The sequence below is a fragment of the Amycolatopsis camponoti genome, from assembly GCF_902497555.1.
GTDB lineage: Bacteria > Actinomycetota > Actinomycetes > Mycobacteriales > Pseudonocardiaceae > Amycolatopsis > Amycolatopsis camponoti.
Genome location: NZ_CABVGP010000002.1, coordinates 2554691 through 2571494 on the forward strand (window position 1 = coordinate 2554691; position 16804 = coordinate 2571494).

At 67.8% G+C, this 16804-nt stretch carries 12 protein-coding genes; 8 read left to right on the plus strand and 4 right to left on the minus strand.

The features are described from left to right. Window positions 1-255: 255 nt before the first annotated feature. Window positions 256-1152 carry a recombinase family protein gene (locus AA23TX_RS32330; protein WP_230862810.1) on the minus strand — a complete coding sequence of 299 codons (897 nt, stop codon included), beginning with the start codon at window positions 1150-1152 and terminating at the stop codon, window positions 256-258. Between the two features lie 23 nt (window positions 1153-1175). Beyond that, a complete protein-coding gene (locus tag AA23TX_RS50370; RefSeq protein WP_230862811.1) occupies window positions 1176-1703 on the minus strand; it encodes a hypothetical protein in 528 nt (175 codons plus the stop codon). A 414-nt stretch (window positions 1704-2117) separates the two neighbouring features. Between AA23TX_RS50370 and AA23TX_RS50375 the strand changes: the two genes are divergently transcribed. The 6 genes from AA23TX_RS50375 (at window position 2118) to AA23TX_RS32365 (ending at window position 11088) form a co-directional block, all read left to right on the plus strand. Beyond that, window positions 2118-2879, plus strand: coding sequence for an Ltp family lipoprotein (locus tag AA23TX_RS50375; protein ID WP_230862812.1), 762 nt, complete (start codon window positions 2118-2120; stop codon window positions 2877-2879). A 163-nt stretch (window positions 2880-3042) separates the two neighbouring features. Beyond that, window positions 3043-3204 carry a P-loop NTPase family protein gene (locus AA23TX_RS50380; RefSeq protein WP_230862813.1) on the plus strand — a complete coding sequence of 54 codons (162 nt, stop codon included), beginning with the start codon at window positions 3043-3045 and terminating at the stop codon, window positions 3202-3204. Window positions 3205-3517: 313 nt separating this feature from the next. After that, a complete protein-coding gene (locus AA23TX_RS32350) occupies window positions 3518-4960 on the plus strand; it encodes a hypothetical protein (RefSeq protein ID WP_155546529.1) in 1443 nt (480 codons plus the stop codon). After that, a complete protein-coding gene (locus AA23TX_RS32355; RefSeq protein WP_155546530.1) occupies window positions 4947-5687 on the plus strand; it encodes a hypothetical protein in 741 nt (246 codons plus the stop codon). Before AA23TX_RS32350 ends, AA23TX_RS32355 begins: the two co-directional genes overlap by 14 nt. Further along, entirely contained in the window at window positions 5684-10063 is a 4380-nt protein-coding gene (locus tag AA23TX_RS32360) for a hypothetical protein (RefSeq protein WP_155546531.1), read from the plus strand. Before AA23TX_RS32355 ends, AA23TX_RS32360 begins: the two co-directional genes overlap by 4 nt. Beyond that, complete coding sequence (locus AA23TX_RS32365) at window positions 10060-11088, plus strand: hypothetical protein (protein WP_155546532.1); 1029 nt, start codon at window positions 10060-10062, stop codon at window positions 11086-11088. The genes AA23TX_RS32360 and AA23TX_RS32365 overlap by 4 nt, the downstream gene beginning before the upstream one ends. Before the next feature lie 647 nt (window positions 11089-11735). Here AA23TX_RS32365 and AA23TX_RS32375 read toward each other — a convergent pair. Together AA23TX_RS32375 and AA23TX_RS32380 are read right to left on the minus strand one after the other, a co-directional pair. Next, window positions 11736-13559, minus strand: coding sequence for a DUF2075 domain-containing protein (locus AA23TX_RS32375; protein WP_155546534.1), 1824 nt, complete (start codon window positions 13557-13559; stop codon window positions 11736-11738). Window positions 13560-14153: 594 nt separating this feature from the next. Further along, the gene (locus tag AA23TX_RS32380) at window positions 14154-15479 is read right to left on the minus strand and encodes a recombinase family protein (RefSeq protein ID WP_155546535.1); all 1326 of its coding nucleotides are present in this window, start codon (window positions 15477-15479) and stop codon (window positions 14154-14156) included. A 293-nt stretch (window positions 15480-15772) separates the two neighbouring features. Between AA23TX_RS32380 and AA23TX_RS32385 the strand changes: the two genes are divergently transcribed. Both AA23TX_RS32385 and AA23TX_RS32390 read left to right on the plus strand, forming a co-directional pair. Beyond that, on the plus strand, window positions 15773-15949 hold the full coding sequence (locus tag AA23TX_RS32385; RefSeq protein WP_155546536.1) for a hypothetical protein: 177 nt from the start codon (window positions 15773-15775) through the stop codon (window positions 15947-15949). A gap of 585 nt (window positions 15950-16534) precedes the next feature. Next, the gene (locus tag AA23TX_RS32390) at window positions 16535-16804 is read left to right on the plus strand and encodes a DUF4242 domain-containing protein (protein ID WP_155546537.1); all 270 of its coding nucleotides are present in this window, start codon (window positions 16535-16537) and stop codon (window positions 16802-16804) included.

The window sequence follows — 16804 nt, forward strand, 5'->3', positions numbered from 1 at the left end:
GCCCGGGCATCAGAGCACGCGTGCTGTATTCTGGGGTGTGAGTTCGACCGAGTGAGCGCGCAGCGGCTGGGCTACTTAGAGTGACCTGGTTGCAGTCTGCGACCAGCCAGAGGCATCGTCGCGTCGGCCGCCGGCCGCACTGAATTATCATTGCCCGGCCAGCGATAGTGTTGTGGTTAGCGTGCAAGAACGTCTCGGACACAGTATTACCCCACGGATCGCGAAACGCGATCTTGAAACCGGGGTGACCGTAGCCTAACTCGAATCGATCTCCTTCAGGCGCCATCCGGCGTGGTTATAGACGATGATCTTTCTTGATTCGCGCAGCGGCGCGGCCACGCGTCTGTGTCGTGGTCGGTCAAGCTCCGGCGTGTCGTGGCCGTCGTTGCCTTCTTCTGCGAGTCGGATGCTGATTTCCTCGACGAGGTAGTCCTCGCGGATGTAAAGCGTCTTCGGCCGCGACTGGCCTGCGCACTGAGTGCTGTTGTAGCCGTGACGGCAGCGGTAGGTCGCACGTCCGTGGTTCCAGTGCGAGTCCAGCCGCCGGTCGCAGACACCGCAGTGAATCAGGCCGGCCAAGGCGAACCGGCGAGCCCGGCCGTCACTGGCCGGTCGCGCCGCTCGGATCTGCTGCGCGGTGATGAAGTCCTGTTCGGTGACGAGCGCCGGATGGGCGGCCTTCGCTGACAGGGCCGGCGTTGCGGCTGGGCCTCTGGTGTCGGTGGTGCGGCGGTTCCAGGTCTGTCGGCCGGTGTAGCGGGGGTTCGTCAGGATCACGGCGACTGTGCGCAGTGTCCAGGCTCCGCGGGTGCGGTGCCGGTTGCGGTCCGGGTCGGCGCTCGATGGGCAGGGCACACCACGTTCGTTCAGGTCCCGGGCGATACTGGCGACGCTGTGCCCGGCCAGGCGTTGCCGGAAGATCCAGGCTACGTGTGGCGCGGTTCGTGGGTCGGGTGCGAGGCGTTGGAGGCGTCGGCCCCAGCGGGCGTCGGTGGGGTTGGGGTGGGGGCCGGCGTCGACGAGTTGGTATCCGTAGGGTGGTCGGCCGCCGAGGTAGCGGCCTTGCTGGGTGGCCTGGTTGTGCATCGCCGCCAGTACCCGGTGGCGGGCGCGGAGGACTTCGCGCTGTGACTGGGTGGCCAGCAGCGACATCAGTGCCCGGTGATCGCGGTTGCTTAATCGACCGGACCGGCTGTCTCGGGGAGCCAGAGCTGAATATCGTGGCGGTTGCACCAGCTGTAGAGGGTGGCGAACTGGGTGCCGGTGAAGGCGCGTTCGTATTCACCGACCATGATCGCATCGATTGCGGACTCCGGGCTGGAGGTCTCGGTCATGAGCTGGTCAGCCTGCGGTCGCTGGTGCCACGGGACGCGGCGTGAGGTGCCGACGTCGAAGTAGGTGGCGACGACATGGCCGTGGCCCCCGACCGGCTCATCGGCCATGTCGCGTTGCCAGCCCTGTGATGAGACGCGGTCTTGATGGCGGGTGGTCGAGGTTCGGCCGTAGAAGGCGAACCGCAAGCCACTGCCGTGGTCGGGGCGGGCAGTAGTGGTTGTCGGCTTCTTGCTTTTCATCCACTGCGCCAGCAGGTCGGCCGTGCCGGCGGGTGGTGCGGTCACGTAATGCGGGGGCGGGTGCGGTGGGATCACGCTGGACGGATGTCGCGGCCGTTGGGTCATGACGGCGCGCTCTGAGCGGTTCATCTGATCAGCGGAGTCAACGCGTCATCTAGCCCGCGGCGCTCCCGACGCACGCGTTTTTCGCAGCTCCGGAGGTGAGGGTGGGTCGTCGTCTCGCAGGCTCGCCGCCAGCCAGTGACAGTGAGCGCTCATGTCGTAACTCAGCTCGGGGCGACGTCCCACGTCTCCTCTTGCTCCGAACGAGTGAACTTGAAGTTTCAATTTATTACCCTAGGTAACGGTGGTGAGTCAGTCGCTCACTGCGGTCACCAGAGGAAATGATCGTGAACATCGTCGGCTGAGTCCTTTTCGTGACCGGAGGCGGCTTTCGGGCACTGTTACGCGCGGGATGCGGATGTCGACGAATGCCACAGAGCGTGACGCGTTCCGTTGCGTCGCCGCTGGACTGAAAGAGGCAGCCCCGTGTCTTACGTCCCCATGCCGCCGTCGGTGCCGATGCCGGTGGCGAACCAGCCCAAGAACGGCCCCGGCACGGCCGGGTTCGTGCTCGGCCTGATCGGGTTGATCTTTGCGTTCATCCCGATCATCGGGATCGTCGCGTGGCCGCTGACGATCCTTGGGCTGATCTTCGGCATCGTCGGGACGCTGCGCGCCAACCGGGGCCAGGCGAGCAACAAGGGGCTGGCCATCACCGCCGTCGTGCTGTCGGCGATTGGGCTGGTCATCTGCGTGCTCTGGACCGCGGCCTTCGGCAAGGCGGTCAACGACGCCGCCAACGGGATGCCCGCCGCTGCCCTGACCAGCTCGGTCGCCGCGCCCGACCATGTTCAGACCACCAGCCCCAACCTGAACGACGCCGCCGCTTCGGCCGCGGCCACTGCTCCGGTCGAGCCGCCGGCACCCACCACGAGCGAAGCACCCAAGTTCCCGCCGCAGGTCGAGCAGGCCCGCGCCTCCGCCCAGAACTACCTGAGCTTCACCGCGTTCTCGCGCAACGGCCTGATCCGGCAGCTGTCCTCGTCGGCCGGCGACGGGTTCCCGAAGGATGTGGCGACCCAGGCCGTCGACAGCCTGTCGGTGGACTGGAACGCGCAGGCGGTCAAGTCGGCGGAGAACTACTTGAGCTTCACGTCGTTCTCTTGCTCGGGGTTGAAGCAGCAGCTGTCATCGTCGGCGGGTGACGGCTTCACGAAGGCCCAGGCCGCCTATGGGGCTGGCCAGACTGCAGCCTGCAAGTAGATCCGCCGCAACCAGCGGGAGTAACGGATGTCCTCACCCATACGACCTGTCGCGGAATTGGTCGCCGATCGTCGCCGAGTACGGGAAGTCGAGTGTCTCGCGCCGGGAAGCGGGTAAGGCGTTCCAGCAACGCGGCCGGCGTCTTCTATGGGGGCGCGTCGCGTTGACCATCGCCTGGTTCCTCGACGAAGGCTTCGCAGCCCTCGACGCGGGGGCCCTGCAGTCGGCTCTGGAAGTGCTGCGCGCCCAGGCCGGTGGCGACCGCCTCGTCATGGTGATCAGCCACCTGCACGCCGTCGCCGAAGCCGTCGACGACGTTTTGTGAGTCGAACGCGGTGTCGCCGGGTCCACGGCCCGTTGGCTGACACCGGCCGAACGCGACGAACTCGTGCAGGCCGACCTGGCCAGCGGTCTGCAGCGGTTGGCGTAGTGCTCGTGGGTAGGCAGATCGCGTCCCATCACCCGATCGGTCGTCGTCTGGCCAACCACCTGCGGTTACGGTCAGTGTCCGGGAGGTGGGGAATGACCTCGTGGTTCGGCGTCGGGGACCTGAGCGGAGAACGCAGGTGACGGCCGGTTTCTCCACCGGATCGTCGCTGTCCGGCAGTGCGGCTCGCCGTCGGCGCACGCTCGCGCACTTGTCACCGATTTTTGAGGTGCACCTCAACCGGGCCAGGAACCCATCGGACGTCGATTGGGCCGCCTACGACTTTGTCGCGCTGGTCCAGCTCAGTGTGGACACGATCGCGCTTTCCTCGGGGCTGGACGGCAATCTCGGCGCGCCGCGCGAGACGGTCCTCGACGAGATGACCCTGGGCGCGGCCATGATGGCCCCGCACCGGCCCGTCGCCGAGCACGAGCGGGTCGCCCGGTTCGTGTTGGATCACCTGCTGCGGCACGACGAGCCGTCGCCGTACTTCACCGTCGAGCACGCCGACGCCGACGCCGGCTGGGCGCGCGTGACCCACCAGGTCCGAGTGCTGTACGAAACGCTGGCCGGCGACGGGACGTCGCTGCAGGTCAACGCCGACCACACCGCGGTGGCCTTGCTGCTGCTCGCGACCAACCGCTCCCTCGAAGACGAACACGAAGCGGTCATCGCGGTCATGCAGGCGCAGGCCGACAGCGGACGGCTCGGCGCGGCGATCGAATCGGCCGAGGACGCCTTGACGTTGTCACGGACGTATTCGGCGAACGTCCGCCGCATGATCATCGAAGCCGAACGCGATGTCAGCCGGGTGAATTACGTCAGCACGTTGCGCCCGGAGCTGACGGCCGCGTCGCGGCACCTCGAACGGCGGATCCAGGTCGACGGGACGTTCCTGCGGCACTTGGAGAGCCTGCGCTCCGATGCCTCCGAAGAGCAGGACCCCGAAGCCGTCCAGCAGCTCACCGTGGCAATCTCCCGGCTCGGCGAGGCCGTCGAGACGCTCGCCGAACTCCACACCGACGTCATCGGCGCGACGCCACGCTGGCGCGACGCGCAGGCTGCGCAGGCGTTCACGGCGGTCCCGGCGACCGAGGTCGACCCCACCGCGGATGTCCTGACCGCCTTGCTGACCGGCCGGCCGCTGCCGGCTGGCGCCGACGCTTCGCCTCCAGCGCCGGCACGGCTGCTGAACTTCTCGGCGTTGGCGGATAGGCTGGTCGCGCCGCCACGCCAGGTTCTCGACGTTCCCGGACGGGAGGTGGCGACCGGCGCGCTGGAGGAGAACGACGGCGTCTACCAGCAATTCCCCGAGCAGTTCCACAACGTCGCCGAAGCCCTGCGCAGCCGCCGGATCGCGCCCGGGATGAAGGCGCGGCTGTCCGATCTGCTGGCCGACGCCGACGCGCTCTTCTCCCAGCCCGATCTCCGGACCGTCGCCGAGTTGGCCGCCCTCGCCGGCGGGTGGCACACCGCTCGGCTGCGGCTGCGGCTCCTGCTCGCCTTGGACGCGCTGATGCTGTGGCGCCCGGACGGCCTTCCCACCGGAAGCGATGACTGGTGGGCGGTCGACGACGCCTGCCGGGAAAACGCTCCCGATCTCGATTTCCCGGATCTGCTGCTGCACCGGAGGGGACCGGATGACCGACCGTGACCTCGCCCGGGACGTCGGCATGCTGCTGCGGTTCGCTCTCGACCACACGGTGACGCCGGCCCGGCACGACACGTACAACCGGCTCCTCGACCGCTACACCACGGATCCCGAGCTGAGGACAGCGTTCGAAGAGACCGCGGCCGGCCTCGGCGTTCGCGCCTTGGCCGTGGACCGCACCACCGGCCTGGTGCTCACCGCGGAGGTGGATTCGCCGCTCGCCGTTGCGGACACGACCCCGTGGCTGCGGATCAGCAGCGCCAGCGACCGGATGGTCTACGGGGTGGCGCTCGGGGGTGTCGCCGCCTGGTGTTACCCGACCGCGCGTTCGGTGCGGGAGCCCGGCACCCGGCGGGTCTCCGCGATCGACGTCGACCGGCTGATCAGGGAACACGCCGCCGCTGTCGAGGCCGGAGAGGCCGAGTTGCCCGTCGGTCTCGGGCCGGCTTGGGAACAGTACAGCGTCCACCGCAAGCAGATCGCCGTCACGAAGAACACCGGTCAGCTCAAGCGCGGATGCACGGTGAAGATGTGCGAAGAAGTGCTCGGCATGCTGGCTGCCTTCGGTCTCCTGGTGCCGGATCGGACGATCTCGCCGCCGCGCCCGGACCTGCGGGTGTGGCGGTCAACCGACCGGTTTCGTGCCCACGTCGCCGCCGGTGGCGGTCCGCTGGCGTGGCAGACCATCGTGAACTCGGGAATTTCCGCACTCGATGAGGAGGACGCGTGAAGCACCTCGGCTGGCGGCTGGAACGAACCTTCCTGGCTGGCGCCGGCCTGGCCGAGTCCCGGTTGGAGGGGCTGGACCTCAGGTGGTCGGAGCCGCTCGACCCGACCGCGCACGCGGCTCTGTGGGCGGACAACGGCACTGGCAAGACGATGGTCACGGCCTTGAGGTACGCCCTCTACCTGCCGTCTTCCCGGGATTTCATCCGCGGCGATTCGGACCGGTCGCTGGCCCAGCTGGTCCGGTCCCGCGATGTCTGCCACGTCGTCGAGCAGGCCAGCCGGGTCGTCGACGGGGAGCTGCAACGGGTCGTGGTCGGCATGGTCGCCGACTGGCCCGGTGGCGGCACCCAGGACCTCGAGAACCCGTCGCGGCTGCACCGCGCCTTCTACGGCTGGTTCTCGGGTGAGCACGGGCCCACCATCGACGACCTCCCGTTCCGGACCGAGGCCGGGAGATGGGCCACCCGCAACCAGTTCACGGACGGCGTGCGTGCCATTCTGCCGTCGGGCGGCGCGGCGCCCCCACACTCGCCGTCCGACCACCAGGGGAGCTGGCGAAGGTGGCTCGACGCCGTCGGCGTCGATCTCGACCAGGTCCGCTTCCAAGCCGTCATGAACGCCGCCGAAGGCGGCGTCGACCGGGTCATGCGGTTCACCGACTCCGACCAGTTCGTCCAGTGGCTCGTCGGAGCCACCATGCCGACTTCGACGGTGGAGCAGATCACGAACAGCGTCGACGTCCTGCGGGCCAACGCCGCCGCCCGGCCGCGCTGGGAGGAGGAGCTGAACCTGTGGCAGAAACTCATCGAGCCGCTGTTCGACCTCGCCGTCGCACAGGACGAGGCCGGCAAGCAGCGCCGCGCGGCCACGGCGGCCAGGACACGCGCCGTCTCGGCCGTGGCCGACGCCGAGGCCACGACTGCGGCGTTGCGGCTTAAGGAGGAAACGTCGAAGCAGCTCTATGACCACCACGACGGCGCTCGCCGGGAAGCCGGCTCGGCGGCGCGGCGGGCCCAAGCCCACCGCCTTCGGATGGAACTGCGTGCCGCCGAGCTGCGAGTCCGGGAAGCGGAAGGCATCGCCGACCGGAAGCTCGACGAACGAAAGGATGCCGAGAGACAGCTCGCTGCCTGGCGGATCGTCGAAGACGTCCTGCAGAGCGGCAAGCTCACCGGTCGTCTCGCCGGTCTCGAGGAGCGACGGCGAGTGGTCGAAATGAAGACGGAACAACTGCAGCGCGAGGAAAGCAGGCTCAGACACAGTGTCGCCCGGTTGCTGACCGCACGCCGGGACGAAGCGGAGAACGCCCGCCAAGCCGCCGAGAAGAGGCTGAAGAAGGCACGTACCGACCTCGAGGCAGCAACCGACGAAGAGAAGAAGGCGCTCGGCGAACGAGGTGCCGTCACTCAGCAGGCGGCGCAGCACGAAAAGGACCGGACCGCAGCGGAGAGCAGGCTGGCCGAGGTCGTCGAGGCGGGCTTGCTGTCGGAAGGTGACGAACCGGCACAGCGGGATCGGGCTCTCGCCGAGACGATCACCACCGCACAGGGCCGGAGACGCGTCGCCGGACTCGAGCTGGAGCGGATCGAAGCGGATCTCGGTACTGCGCAGGACCGGCTCGCGGCGGCGCAACGGCGGGTCAACGAAGCACGCGACGACGTCGAGCGGTTCCGCGGGCAGCTGAACACCGTCAACCGGCGAGTGACCGCACTCGAAGAAAACGAGCTCGTCCTGGACGCGTTCGGCGGTGCGGTCGCCGATCTCTGGGAGGGCCGGCCGATCCTCACCGACGTGCTGACTGGACGCGCCACCCGGGCGGACGGTGACGCCGAAGAAGCTCGCCGGGCGACCGAGGCGGCGCAGCGCACGATCGGCTCGATCGGCACCGACGGGCTCCTGCCCCCGGCCGAGATCGTCGAGGACGCGGTGCGGCGCTGTGAACAGGAAGAACTCACGGTCTGGTCCGGGTGGCGGTGGATCGCGGACACGATGAGCGCCGAGCCCGCGGAGTCGTTCGCCCGGTCGCGGCCGGACATCGCTTCGGGACTCGTCGTCGCGGAGCCGCGCCTCGTGCCGACGGTGGCTGCCGTGCTCGACGAACTCGACCTCGATGTCGCCCTCTGGGTCGGTGCGGTCATCGATCCCGAGGCCGCGGCGGTGGGGGCCGGGGGCAGCGGAACCGAAGCGCGGATTCTGCTGCCGCCCGCGGGGGTCTTCGACCGGGACGCGGCGGCCGGGCTCGTTGCCGCGGCCATCGACGACCGCGCTCGGGCGGAGGGTGCTCGCGCCAAGGCCATCGCACGAGCCCAGCTCCTTCGTGGTGTCCTCGCGACCTGCGAGCAGCTGTGGCAGGAATTCCAGGTGAACCCTCGACCTGGGCTCGACGGCAGCATCAAGGCCGCCGAGGAACGAGGAGCGGAGGCAAGCGGGCACGAGCAGGCCGCGCAGGAGGAAATCGCCGCGCTGAAAGAAGAACGATCCATGCAGCAGGGCGTGGTGGAACAGGCACAGCTGACGATCGACACGGCAGCCGAGCAGCGCCGCTTGCTCGTCCCCGCGATCGCCGCTGCCGAGACGATCGCCGCGGCGCGTCGGGCGTTGCCGGGACTCCGTGATGCAATCGCCTCGCTCGGCGCGCGCATCAGGGAGCTGTCGGACGTCAAGGCCGATCTGGCGGAACATATTGAAGAGGCCAAGCGTCTGCAAGACGACCATGAGCATGCGCGCGATGACGCCGCCGACGCTTTGCGCGGGGCCGGGCTGGCTCCGACCACGGACGGGCCGATCCCGGACGAAGAAGTGACCGTTCTCCGGGCGCGCCTGGACGGTGTGCAGGAGACATTGGCGAACGCCACGATCGATCCCGCGCTGTCCGACGAGATCGAGCAGCTCCGCGGCGAACTCGCCGATGCCGAGGCAAGGATCGGCACGGACCGGGAGCGGCGCGAGCTTGCCCGGGAGTACGCAGCGAGCCGAGGAGCCCGCCACCCGGTCGCGTTGGCCGAGTCGACCCGGGCCGCCGAAGCACGCAGTTCCGAGGCCGGGATCGCCTACGCGCAGGCCGAGGCCACGGCAGAGGCTGCTCGACGCGTCCACCAGCAGCGTGTCGACGACCGGGAGGACCGCAGCTCTCCGGACGCCGACGGGTACCCAAGCGCGGTACGGGTCACCGCGCCGCTGGAAGCCGATCAGTACGCACGTCAGCTCAACGAGGTGGCGGTGGAACACCTCGAGAAGCGTGGTCTCGAAGACCGCCTGATGAAGGAGGCCGAAGAGGACGGCAAGAAGGCTGCGGAAGCGCGTCGGCTGATCGAGGTTTCGGTGCGGCCGCTCCGCCACCTCACGGTCGAGGTTCCGAACGGACGCGTTTTCGACGACGTGGGCGTGCTCACCGAGACCCTCGCCAACGGCACCGAAGAGCTGCGGGCTGCGAACGAGAACGTCTCGCGAGCCCAGGACGCGCTGAACGAGCTGACGGCCGGCGTGCAGGCTCACACCAACGGCAAGGACGCGAGAGCTGTCGAAGACCGGGCCGATCCTCACCTGGCCGACTTGATCGCGCGGCTCAGAACGGATCAGAGCCTCGCCCTGGACTCCGAACGCATCGCGGGACAGCTCGAGCAGCGGGCGGCCACCCTCCGGGACGACCTCGGGCAGCACGACGAACGCGTGCGGACGTGCGCCAGGATGCTGCATATTCAGGCGTCCACGGCGATCGAGAAGCTGCGGCACTACCAGAACCAGTCACGTCTGCCCGAAGGGCTGGGGGAGTGGTCGGGACAGCGCTTCGCCGTGATCGACCACGAACCCGTGCCGGTCGACGAATCCGTTTCGGTCGACCGCGTGGCGCGAGTCGTCCACGCTCTCCTGGCGCCCGGCTCGGGCAGCTCGGATGCCCAGGCGATGTTGTTCGCCGCCGCACGGGCCCTCGTCGACGCACCGTTCCGCGTCCGGCTTCTGAAGCCCCACACCGATCTCGCCCTCGACCGGGTCGACGTCGCCGAGCTGAAGAACTTCTCCGGCGGGCAGCGGGTGACGGCGGGCGTGCTGCTGTACGCCACGATGGCCCGGGTGAAGGCGGCCGGCAACGACACCTCGATCGGCTGGTTGTGGCTGGACAACCCGTTTGGCCAGGCGTCCGCCGACCAGTTCGTCCGGACCATGCGCCTCGCGGCCGACAAGCTCGGGCTGCAGCTCGTCTTCACCGCCGCTCCCAAGGACAAGGGGGCGCTGTCGATGTTCGACCGGATCATCACCCTGGCTCGCCGTTCGCGGCCGTCGTCGGGCGAAAAGGTCGTGCTCGTCGATGACGGGAGACGCGAACTGGCAGATCTCGAGCTGATCCAGCACGACGTCTTGCAGGTCCTCGGCGAATGACCACGGTCGACCTCGACGCACTGGTCCTCGCGCTCGATCCGGAGGGCCGGGGCGGTCGCCACGACATCGACACGTTCGCCACCGAGCTGGGGAAGCTCGCTCCCGGAGCCGAGCCCGCCGACGTCCCCGACCTGGTCCGGGTCACCCTTGAACGCGGGCGAGAGGCTGGTCTCTGGTCCGTCGCCAAGGCGACGGTCCGGCGCGGGCGCAGCGCGCTGCCCAAGTCCATCCAGCTCATCAGGACGGTTCCGCCCGGTGATCAGCGGCGTCCGGTCGGCGTACCTCTGCGACCCGAGCTCGCGGGCTGGGCGACTTCGCTCGACCTGCTGCACACCCAGCGAACGGTGCTGCTCGCCGTCAACGACTGGCTGCGGCGCACGAACGGCGGGCGGGTGGCGGTCATTCCGGCTGCCGAACGTGCGTATGAGGTCCTCGGCAACGAGAAGGCCTTCGACTCCACACCGCCAGCGGGCGGGGAAACGCTGTGGCGGCCGGGGCGGCTGACGTTCGACCTGCTGCGGTGTGTCCGCGTTCCGACGCCGCTGACCTGGGAACCGGCCGTACCGGTCGTCGGCCCGCCCGGTGCGCTGGTCTGCGTGGAGAACCACGCCACGTTCCGGAGCCTGCTCAGGGTGCTTCGGGCGCGAACGACGCCGAGGTGGGCGGCGGTGGCCTGGATCCAGGGACGGAACACGGCACCGTTGGCGTCGGTCCCGGAACTGCCGCTCCGGGTGACGCGGTTCGATTACCTGGGTGACCTCGACGCCCCGGGCCTCGAGATCGCGGCGGCAGCCTGCGCGGTCGTCAGCCGGTTCGGGATCCCGGCGGGACCGGCAGAGACGCTTTGGCGCTTGTTGGCGGACCGGCCATCGCGAACCGGCACCGCAGTCGAGCCGGGCCGAGCCCGTGACCTGGCGGAGTGGCTTCCGGAAGCCGTGCGGGATCGGAGTGTCGAGTTGTTGACCGACGGCCGAGCTATACCACAGGAAGCATTGCGTTTCGATCTTATCGACCGGGCGCTCTGACTCTACGCCGGTCGGGTCGCTGACGATGGGCTCCTGCGCCGAGGTGCTCAAGGAAACTGACGTGGCGTACGGCGACAGATTGCTGATGAGCTAACGCTGCCTTTGACTGGGGGGTGTTGCTGTCGGGTACCCGACGAGGGTGGTCCGAACACGTCGAGAACCACCCTCGCCCGGTCTAGTTGTCGTCGCTCTTGGTGCGACTAGTCCACCACTTCCTGGCGATCGGCCAGGACGCTCCACCGGTTCCCACGACGCCGGCAAGAGTGGCCAGTGTGCCCCAGAATCCGGGGTTGAGCAGTCCGATGAGCAAAAGGGTGCCCGAAACCAGGAAGGTCAGGATGATGGCGGTGAAGCACAGCGGGATGAGGAGCTTGCGTGCGCGTCGGGTCCGATTGTCGTCGTCGAGGATCCAGCACACCTTGCTTTGAGGTGGCGCTATCCGTTCAGGCGGTAGGGTTTCTCCGCTGGGGCAGATCGGTGTAGACGAGGGGGTCCCGGTGTCGGGGACGTCGCTGGACAGGGAATCCACGGGTGTTCTCCAGAACGTGTGAGGGCATGTCCGCGAGGCGGAAGCCCGAAGCCGTTTCTGCGTGATCGGTGCTGCGGTGACGGTTCGTCCGGCGGTTCCTTTCCGCTGAGAGTGCTGCTCAGCGTGCGTTCGACGGAACGATCTGGTGCAGCATCTGCCGCGTTTCGGGGTCCGTCGAGTAGATGATCGTGCCCTTACGGCTCCGGCTCAGGAGTACGCCGTACGCCCGCCGGATGTGCTTCTCCACGGCGCGGTCGTCGAGACGGCGGAGGCTGGTGTCGTAACTCTCCTCCGGACGTGCGACCCAGCGATCGGTGCGCCACACCAGGTCGGGCCCGATGATGACGCCGGTCCAGGCGAATTCGAAGCCTTGGACGTTGTGGACCGAGCCGATCTGTCCGAACCCCGCTGGATCACTTGCCCAGAGGGTGCCCGACGGCGCACCGTGCACCCCACGGTCGCCCTTGACACTCCAGGGCCGCGCCCAGTCGCCGATCCGGATGTCGAGCGGTAGGTCCTCGCCAGGCTTGGCCTCGTGCCACGGCCAGCACAGTCCCGCCACGATTCGAGCGGTGCCGTCGCTTGCCCGTTCCCTGATCCGGGCTTCGAGGTCGTGTGGTGTGTCGGCGACCTCGACGGTGAACTCCCGGCCGCCGGTCCAGATCGGAGGTGTGCGCCGTTCTCCGTCCAGCAACCGGCTTGTCCACTCGAGATACTCGCTGCTTCCGTCCACCCCGAACTGCGTGTCGAGTGTGATGCGGCGGACGGTGCGGCCGTTGTCCGCCGCGGCGGACGCGATCAGCTCTTCCGTGCCGATCTCCCCGGGGCGCAGCGCCTGTTCCGGGTCGAGGAAGAACACCGACACCTTGGCCGCTTGGATTAGTTCGACGACTTGCGGAACTCCGGTTCGCCGGTCCCGTGGTGTGTAGCGGTTCGCCGAGCTGCCTCGGATGCGTTGTGCTTCGTCGCAGATCAGGACGTCGAGGCCACAGGGCACTGCCCCCGTGTAGTTGTTGAAGTACGTGAAGAGGCTGCGCACCTTGGTGCCGGGGTTCCCGGTGCCGACCACTTTGCGCCAGGTCGATGTCGCCGGGCGCGACCCGGTGGCATGGTTGACCGAGTACCCGCGTCGGTCGAGTTCCGCGACCAGGGAGGTGGCGATCGCGCTCTTGCCGGTGGCCGGTGGCCCGGTGACGATCAGGGTCTCGTTCGTGCCGCGTTCAGCCGCCTTGAGGACAGTGGAGCGCGCCAGTTCCTGGTTGCCGAGGAACACGAACTCGTCGGGATTCTTGAATTCGTTCGCTGCCGCGACCAGAAGGGGGCGCGGCTCGCTCACTGCCGTCGAGGTGAGCGCTCCGACGGCGCGCCGGTCCGGATCCGGCGCGAGCTGGGAGCGGAGGAAAACGGCCATCGCTTCCCGGCTCTCGGGGGTAAAGACCCGGGTGCCTTCAGGGCTCACGAAGTCGAATAGGGAAGCCACGTCCGCGTCGCTGGCTTGCGGAAACCAGACCAGCCCGCTAATCGGGTGATCCCGAGTGACCGCGCGCTCGCGGAGGTAGGCGATCATCTTGTCGAGCTGGACCACGGGGTGGAGCGTGCGGTGCCGGCTCGTGGAGCCCGTCGCAACAGCGAGGCCGGAGGGTTCCAGTCGTGCCGCATCCCAGCCCTTGAGCTCGACCGCGACGTAGGATGGTTCCCTGCTCTCAGGGTGGATGCCCGCCAGGATCAGGTCGAACTCGGCGCTCGAATAAGGAAGACGGAAGCCGATCAGTGCATCGATCTCACCAAGCCCGACTTCGGTGAGCTCCGCAGCGAACGATCGGACGTAAGGGCCTGATCGGGTGCTTGCTGTGGGGTCGACGGCCAGCTCCGCCAGGAGCTGCGCCGAAACGCCGGGGTCCGCCTTGACGACGGGCTCGGCGCCGGGACGTTCGTGCGTCACGGTGTCTCCATACAGGTTGGCGTGTCCGCTCGCGGAAGCCAGATGGTTGTATGCCTGGCCGGACTGTACCACTGGATGCAGGAAAGTTTGCGCTTCAAGACCTTGCCCACGTCTCCGACGTCCACTGGCAAGCTGCTATGTCCACGCTTACGGCGGCCGGATCTTGCTGGTCGGCGGCGCTGACGGCCGATTCGCCGATCTTTCTGCCAGGGGCGAGTCGAAGTGCCGGTTTGGGATGGGTGGCCGGTGGCGACCAACTTCACCGACGTCGCCATTGACCAGGGGTTCGACCTTGGACTTCGCGGACGAGCGGTTGCCGCTAGCCGACCTGTCGGGCTGGGACGCTGGACTCGCTACCTGCCCGGCCTCAACCCTGCGGCGGGCCCGTGTCGCGCGTCATGGCTCGCTGGGCACGTTCCTAATGCAGCCGACCTGCTGCACGACTTGAAGAGGCGAGGGCGATCGCCTGTTGAGGTGATCTGGTGAAGCGGCCTGCCAGCGTACCGGCTCACTCGATCGACGGTTACGGCAACTGCAGGTCGGCGGCGAACTTTAGTGTGGGGTTGTAGATCAACTCGGTCCTCGGACACTCAATTACCCCATGGAGCCGCGCATCGCGGCTGGGTCAGAGTAGCAGCAGCTGGTCGCCGGCGGTCTCGTCTGTGGTGGTAAGTGCGCGTGGTGGACTGCATGCCTGACTTCTCGAGTCGGGCCGCCGCACATGATCGTCAGGTTGTTCGATCTTAGGTAGTCAGCGATCGCCGCCCCATTGGTACCGTCAATCTCGACGAATCGCGCGCGGAGATCGTTGAGTAGGTGGTCTTCGCGGGCGTAGACGTTTTTGGCGAGCTCTGGTGGGCGGTTGCGGGCGCTGGTGTGGCCGTGGCGGCAGCGGTAGCCGGGGCGGCCGTTCACCCAGTGTGAGTCCATCCTGCGGCCGCACAGTTGACATTGCACGAGGCCGGCCAGCACGTACGTCCTGGTGCCGCCGTACTTGGTGGGTCGGGCCGCGCGCATGCCCTGGATCTCCAGGAACGTCGTCTCGTCCACGAGAGCAGGATGCGTCACCTTCTCTGACCTCGCCCAACCTCGTGCCGCCGACGGTCGCGTGGGAACACCGTGGTGGGCCGGCCCGGTTGTTCTGGCGCCGTGCCGGTTCCACACCTGCCGTCCGGTGTAGCGAGGATTCTCGAGGATCCCGACCACCGTCCGGACGATCCACTCGTGCCCCGTTCGGTGGCGGTTGCGGTCGCGGTCTGCGCTTGAGGGGCACGGGATGCCACGGTCGTTCAACTCCCGCGCGATCCCGGCCACGCTGCGTCCGGTTGCTCGCTGCCGGAAGATCCACCTTACCCATGGTGCGGTGGCCGGGTCGGGTTCGAGGCGGTGCAGGCGGCGGCCCCAGCTCGCGTGGGTCCGGTTGGGGTGGGGGCCGGCGTCGGCGAGGCGGTAGCCGTAGGGTGGCCGGCCGCCGAGGAACCTGCCCTGTACACGGGCCTGGGTGTGCATCGCGGCCAGCACCCGGCGCCGGGCTCGCAGTATCTCGCGACGTGACTGGGAACCGAGCAGCAGCATCAGCGCCTGGTGCACCGGGTCGTCAAGGTTCACCGGACCGCCCGCCTCGGGCAGCCACAGCTGAACACCCTGCTCCCGGAGCGCGGTCAGCACGGCGTCGAACTGGTCCCCGTAGAACGCTCGCTCGTATTCTCCGACCACGACAGCATCGAACGGATGGTTCGGGTTCTCCGCTGCTGCGATCAGCCGTGCCGCGGCCGGCCGTTCACGCCAGGGCAGCCGACGCGAACACCCTTCGTCGAAGTACTCCGCCACGATCACGCCGTGCCGACGGATCGTCTCCTCGGCGACCTCCCGCTGCCACCCCAACGAGGTCGTCCGGTCCTGGAACTCGACCGTGGACATCCGTCCGTAGAACGCGAACTTCAGCCCGTGACCTTCGACGGTTCGCTGGCGAAGTCGGGCGCCAGCCCGACGTGGAGACATCGCGTCTGTAGGAGTAGCTGGCCGGGTAGGACTGGGCATGGTGAACCTCGGGGCTGAGGCGAATTCGGGTCGAGGACGGAACGCAGTCGCCTGGCACTGATGACGAGGCTGGGTCTGATCTGCACTCGAATGGCCGCATTCCCGCCCGTATCACCCGTGTTGCAGTGCAGGTGGTCGACCTTTGTCCTGGGTAGCCGTCGGGGAGGCGTCGGATGTCGACCTTGGTGCTCTACACGTCGCGGAATCGGCCGCTCGACCTGGCCAAGCTCACCGAACGTCACTTCGCGCTGATCAGCTTGCTGCAATACAAGATCAAGCACGGCGACCGGATCTTGCTCTGTCAGCGGCTTCGCCCGAAGATGACGGAGCCGAGATATTCGTCCGGCTGAAGAAGAGACGCTACGCTGCGGTGCACATCCGAGGACGCGAGTACACGCAAACCCACGAGATCTCCATGGAGTCGTCGGAGCATCGACGACAGAAGGACTACTGGCAGCGGGCTGCAGAGGATGCCGGTTACCGAACGTCGCAGGAGGTGCGAACCGGGGCGGGCATGATCCTTGACGTGGCGATCGACGCCCACGCCGAACGGGGCATCGAGGTCCAGCATTCGGATCTGCAATCCCGGCTGGTCAAGTCGTGGACTACAAGGTCTTTCCGTGCCGGTTGGCTGTCGGTCTGGTTCCTGGACTCCGACCGGACACCGCCATGGTTCCACGCCGAATGCTCAGCAGTCGTCGCCTATCCTGCAGCGTGGCAGATGGCTGCGGAGCACGTGGTGCGGCTGATAATGCCCGGGTGGCCGAACGGCCGTAAGAACGTAAACGTCGTGATCGGTAGAGGCATCGCGGGATCCGGGCGAGCTTGTCGGCGTCTGCCCCGGGCCGGGCCGCACGGCCTCGGCTGGAACCGGCGGTCGCACCGGAGTAAACGAGAGTATGTTGGATAGGCATTCCTTCGAGAAAGGTATGATCATGCCCGTCTTCTTGATCGAACGCCGGTACGTTGACCAATTTGAGGCCACAGCCGAAATCGCCGACGAGGTCAACCGGATCAATGGTGAGGAGGGAGTGCAGTGGCTGTATTCGTTCCTGTCCAAGGACAAACGCAAGAGTTACTGCTTGTACGACGCTCCCACCGAGGAAGCCATCCTGCAGGCTGCGCGGCGGGCCGGGCTGCCCGCGGACGTGATCATCGAGGTGTCTGACAAGGTTTCCCCCGACGGCTCGTTGAGCCCGCTTTGA

Coding starts and splice junctions, on each gene's coding strand:
- AA23TX_RS32365 (WP_155546532.1), top strand. CDS start 10,060: ATGACCACGGTCGACCTCGACGCACTGGTCCTCGCGCTCGATCCGGAG.
- AA23TX_RS50375 (WP_230862812.1), top strand. CDS start 2,118: ATGCCGCCGTCGGTGCCGATGCCGGTGGCGAACCAGCCCAAGAACGGC.
- AA23TX_RS32385 (WP_155546536.1), top strand. CDS start 15,773: ATGTCGACCTTGGTGCTCTACACGTCGCGGAATCGGCCGCTCGACCTG.
- AA23TX_RS50370 (WP_230862811.1), bottom strand. CDS start 1,703: ATGAACCGCTCAGAGCGCGCCGTCATGACCCAACGGCCGCGACATCCG.
- AA23TX_RS32380 (WP_155546535.1), bottom strand. CDS start 15,479: ATGTCCACGGTCGAGTTCCAGGACCGGACGACCTCGTTGGGGTGGCAG.
- AA23TX_RS32390 (WP_155546537.1), top strand. CDS start 16,535: ATGCCCGTCTTCTTGATCGAACGCCGGTACGTTGACCAATTTGAGGCC.
- AA23TX_RS32355 (WP_155546530.1), top strand. CDS start 4,947: ATGACCGACCGTGACCTCGCCCGGGACGTCGGCATGCTGCTGCGGTTC.
- AA23TX_RS32330 (WP_230862810.1), bottom strand. CDS start 1,152: ATGTCGCTGCTGGCCACCCAGTCACAGCGCGAAGTCCTCCGCGCCCGC.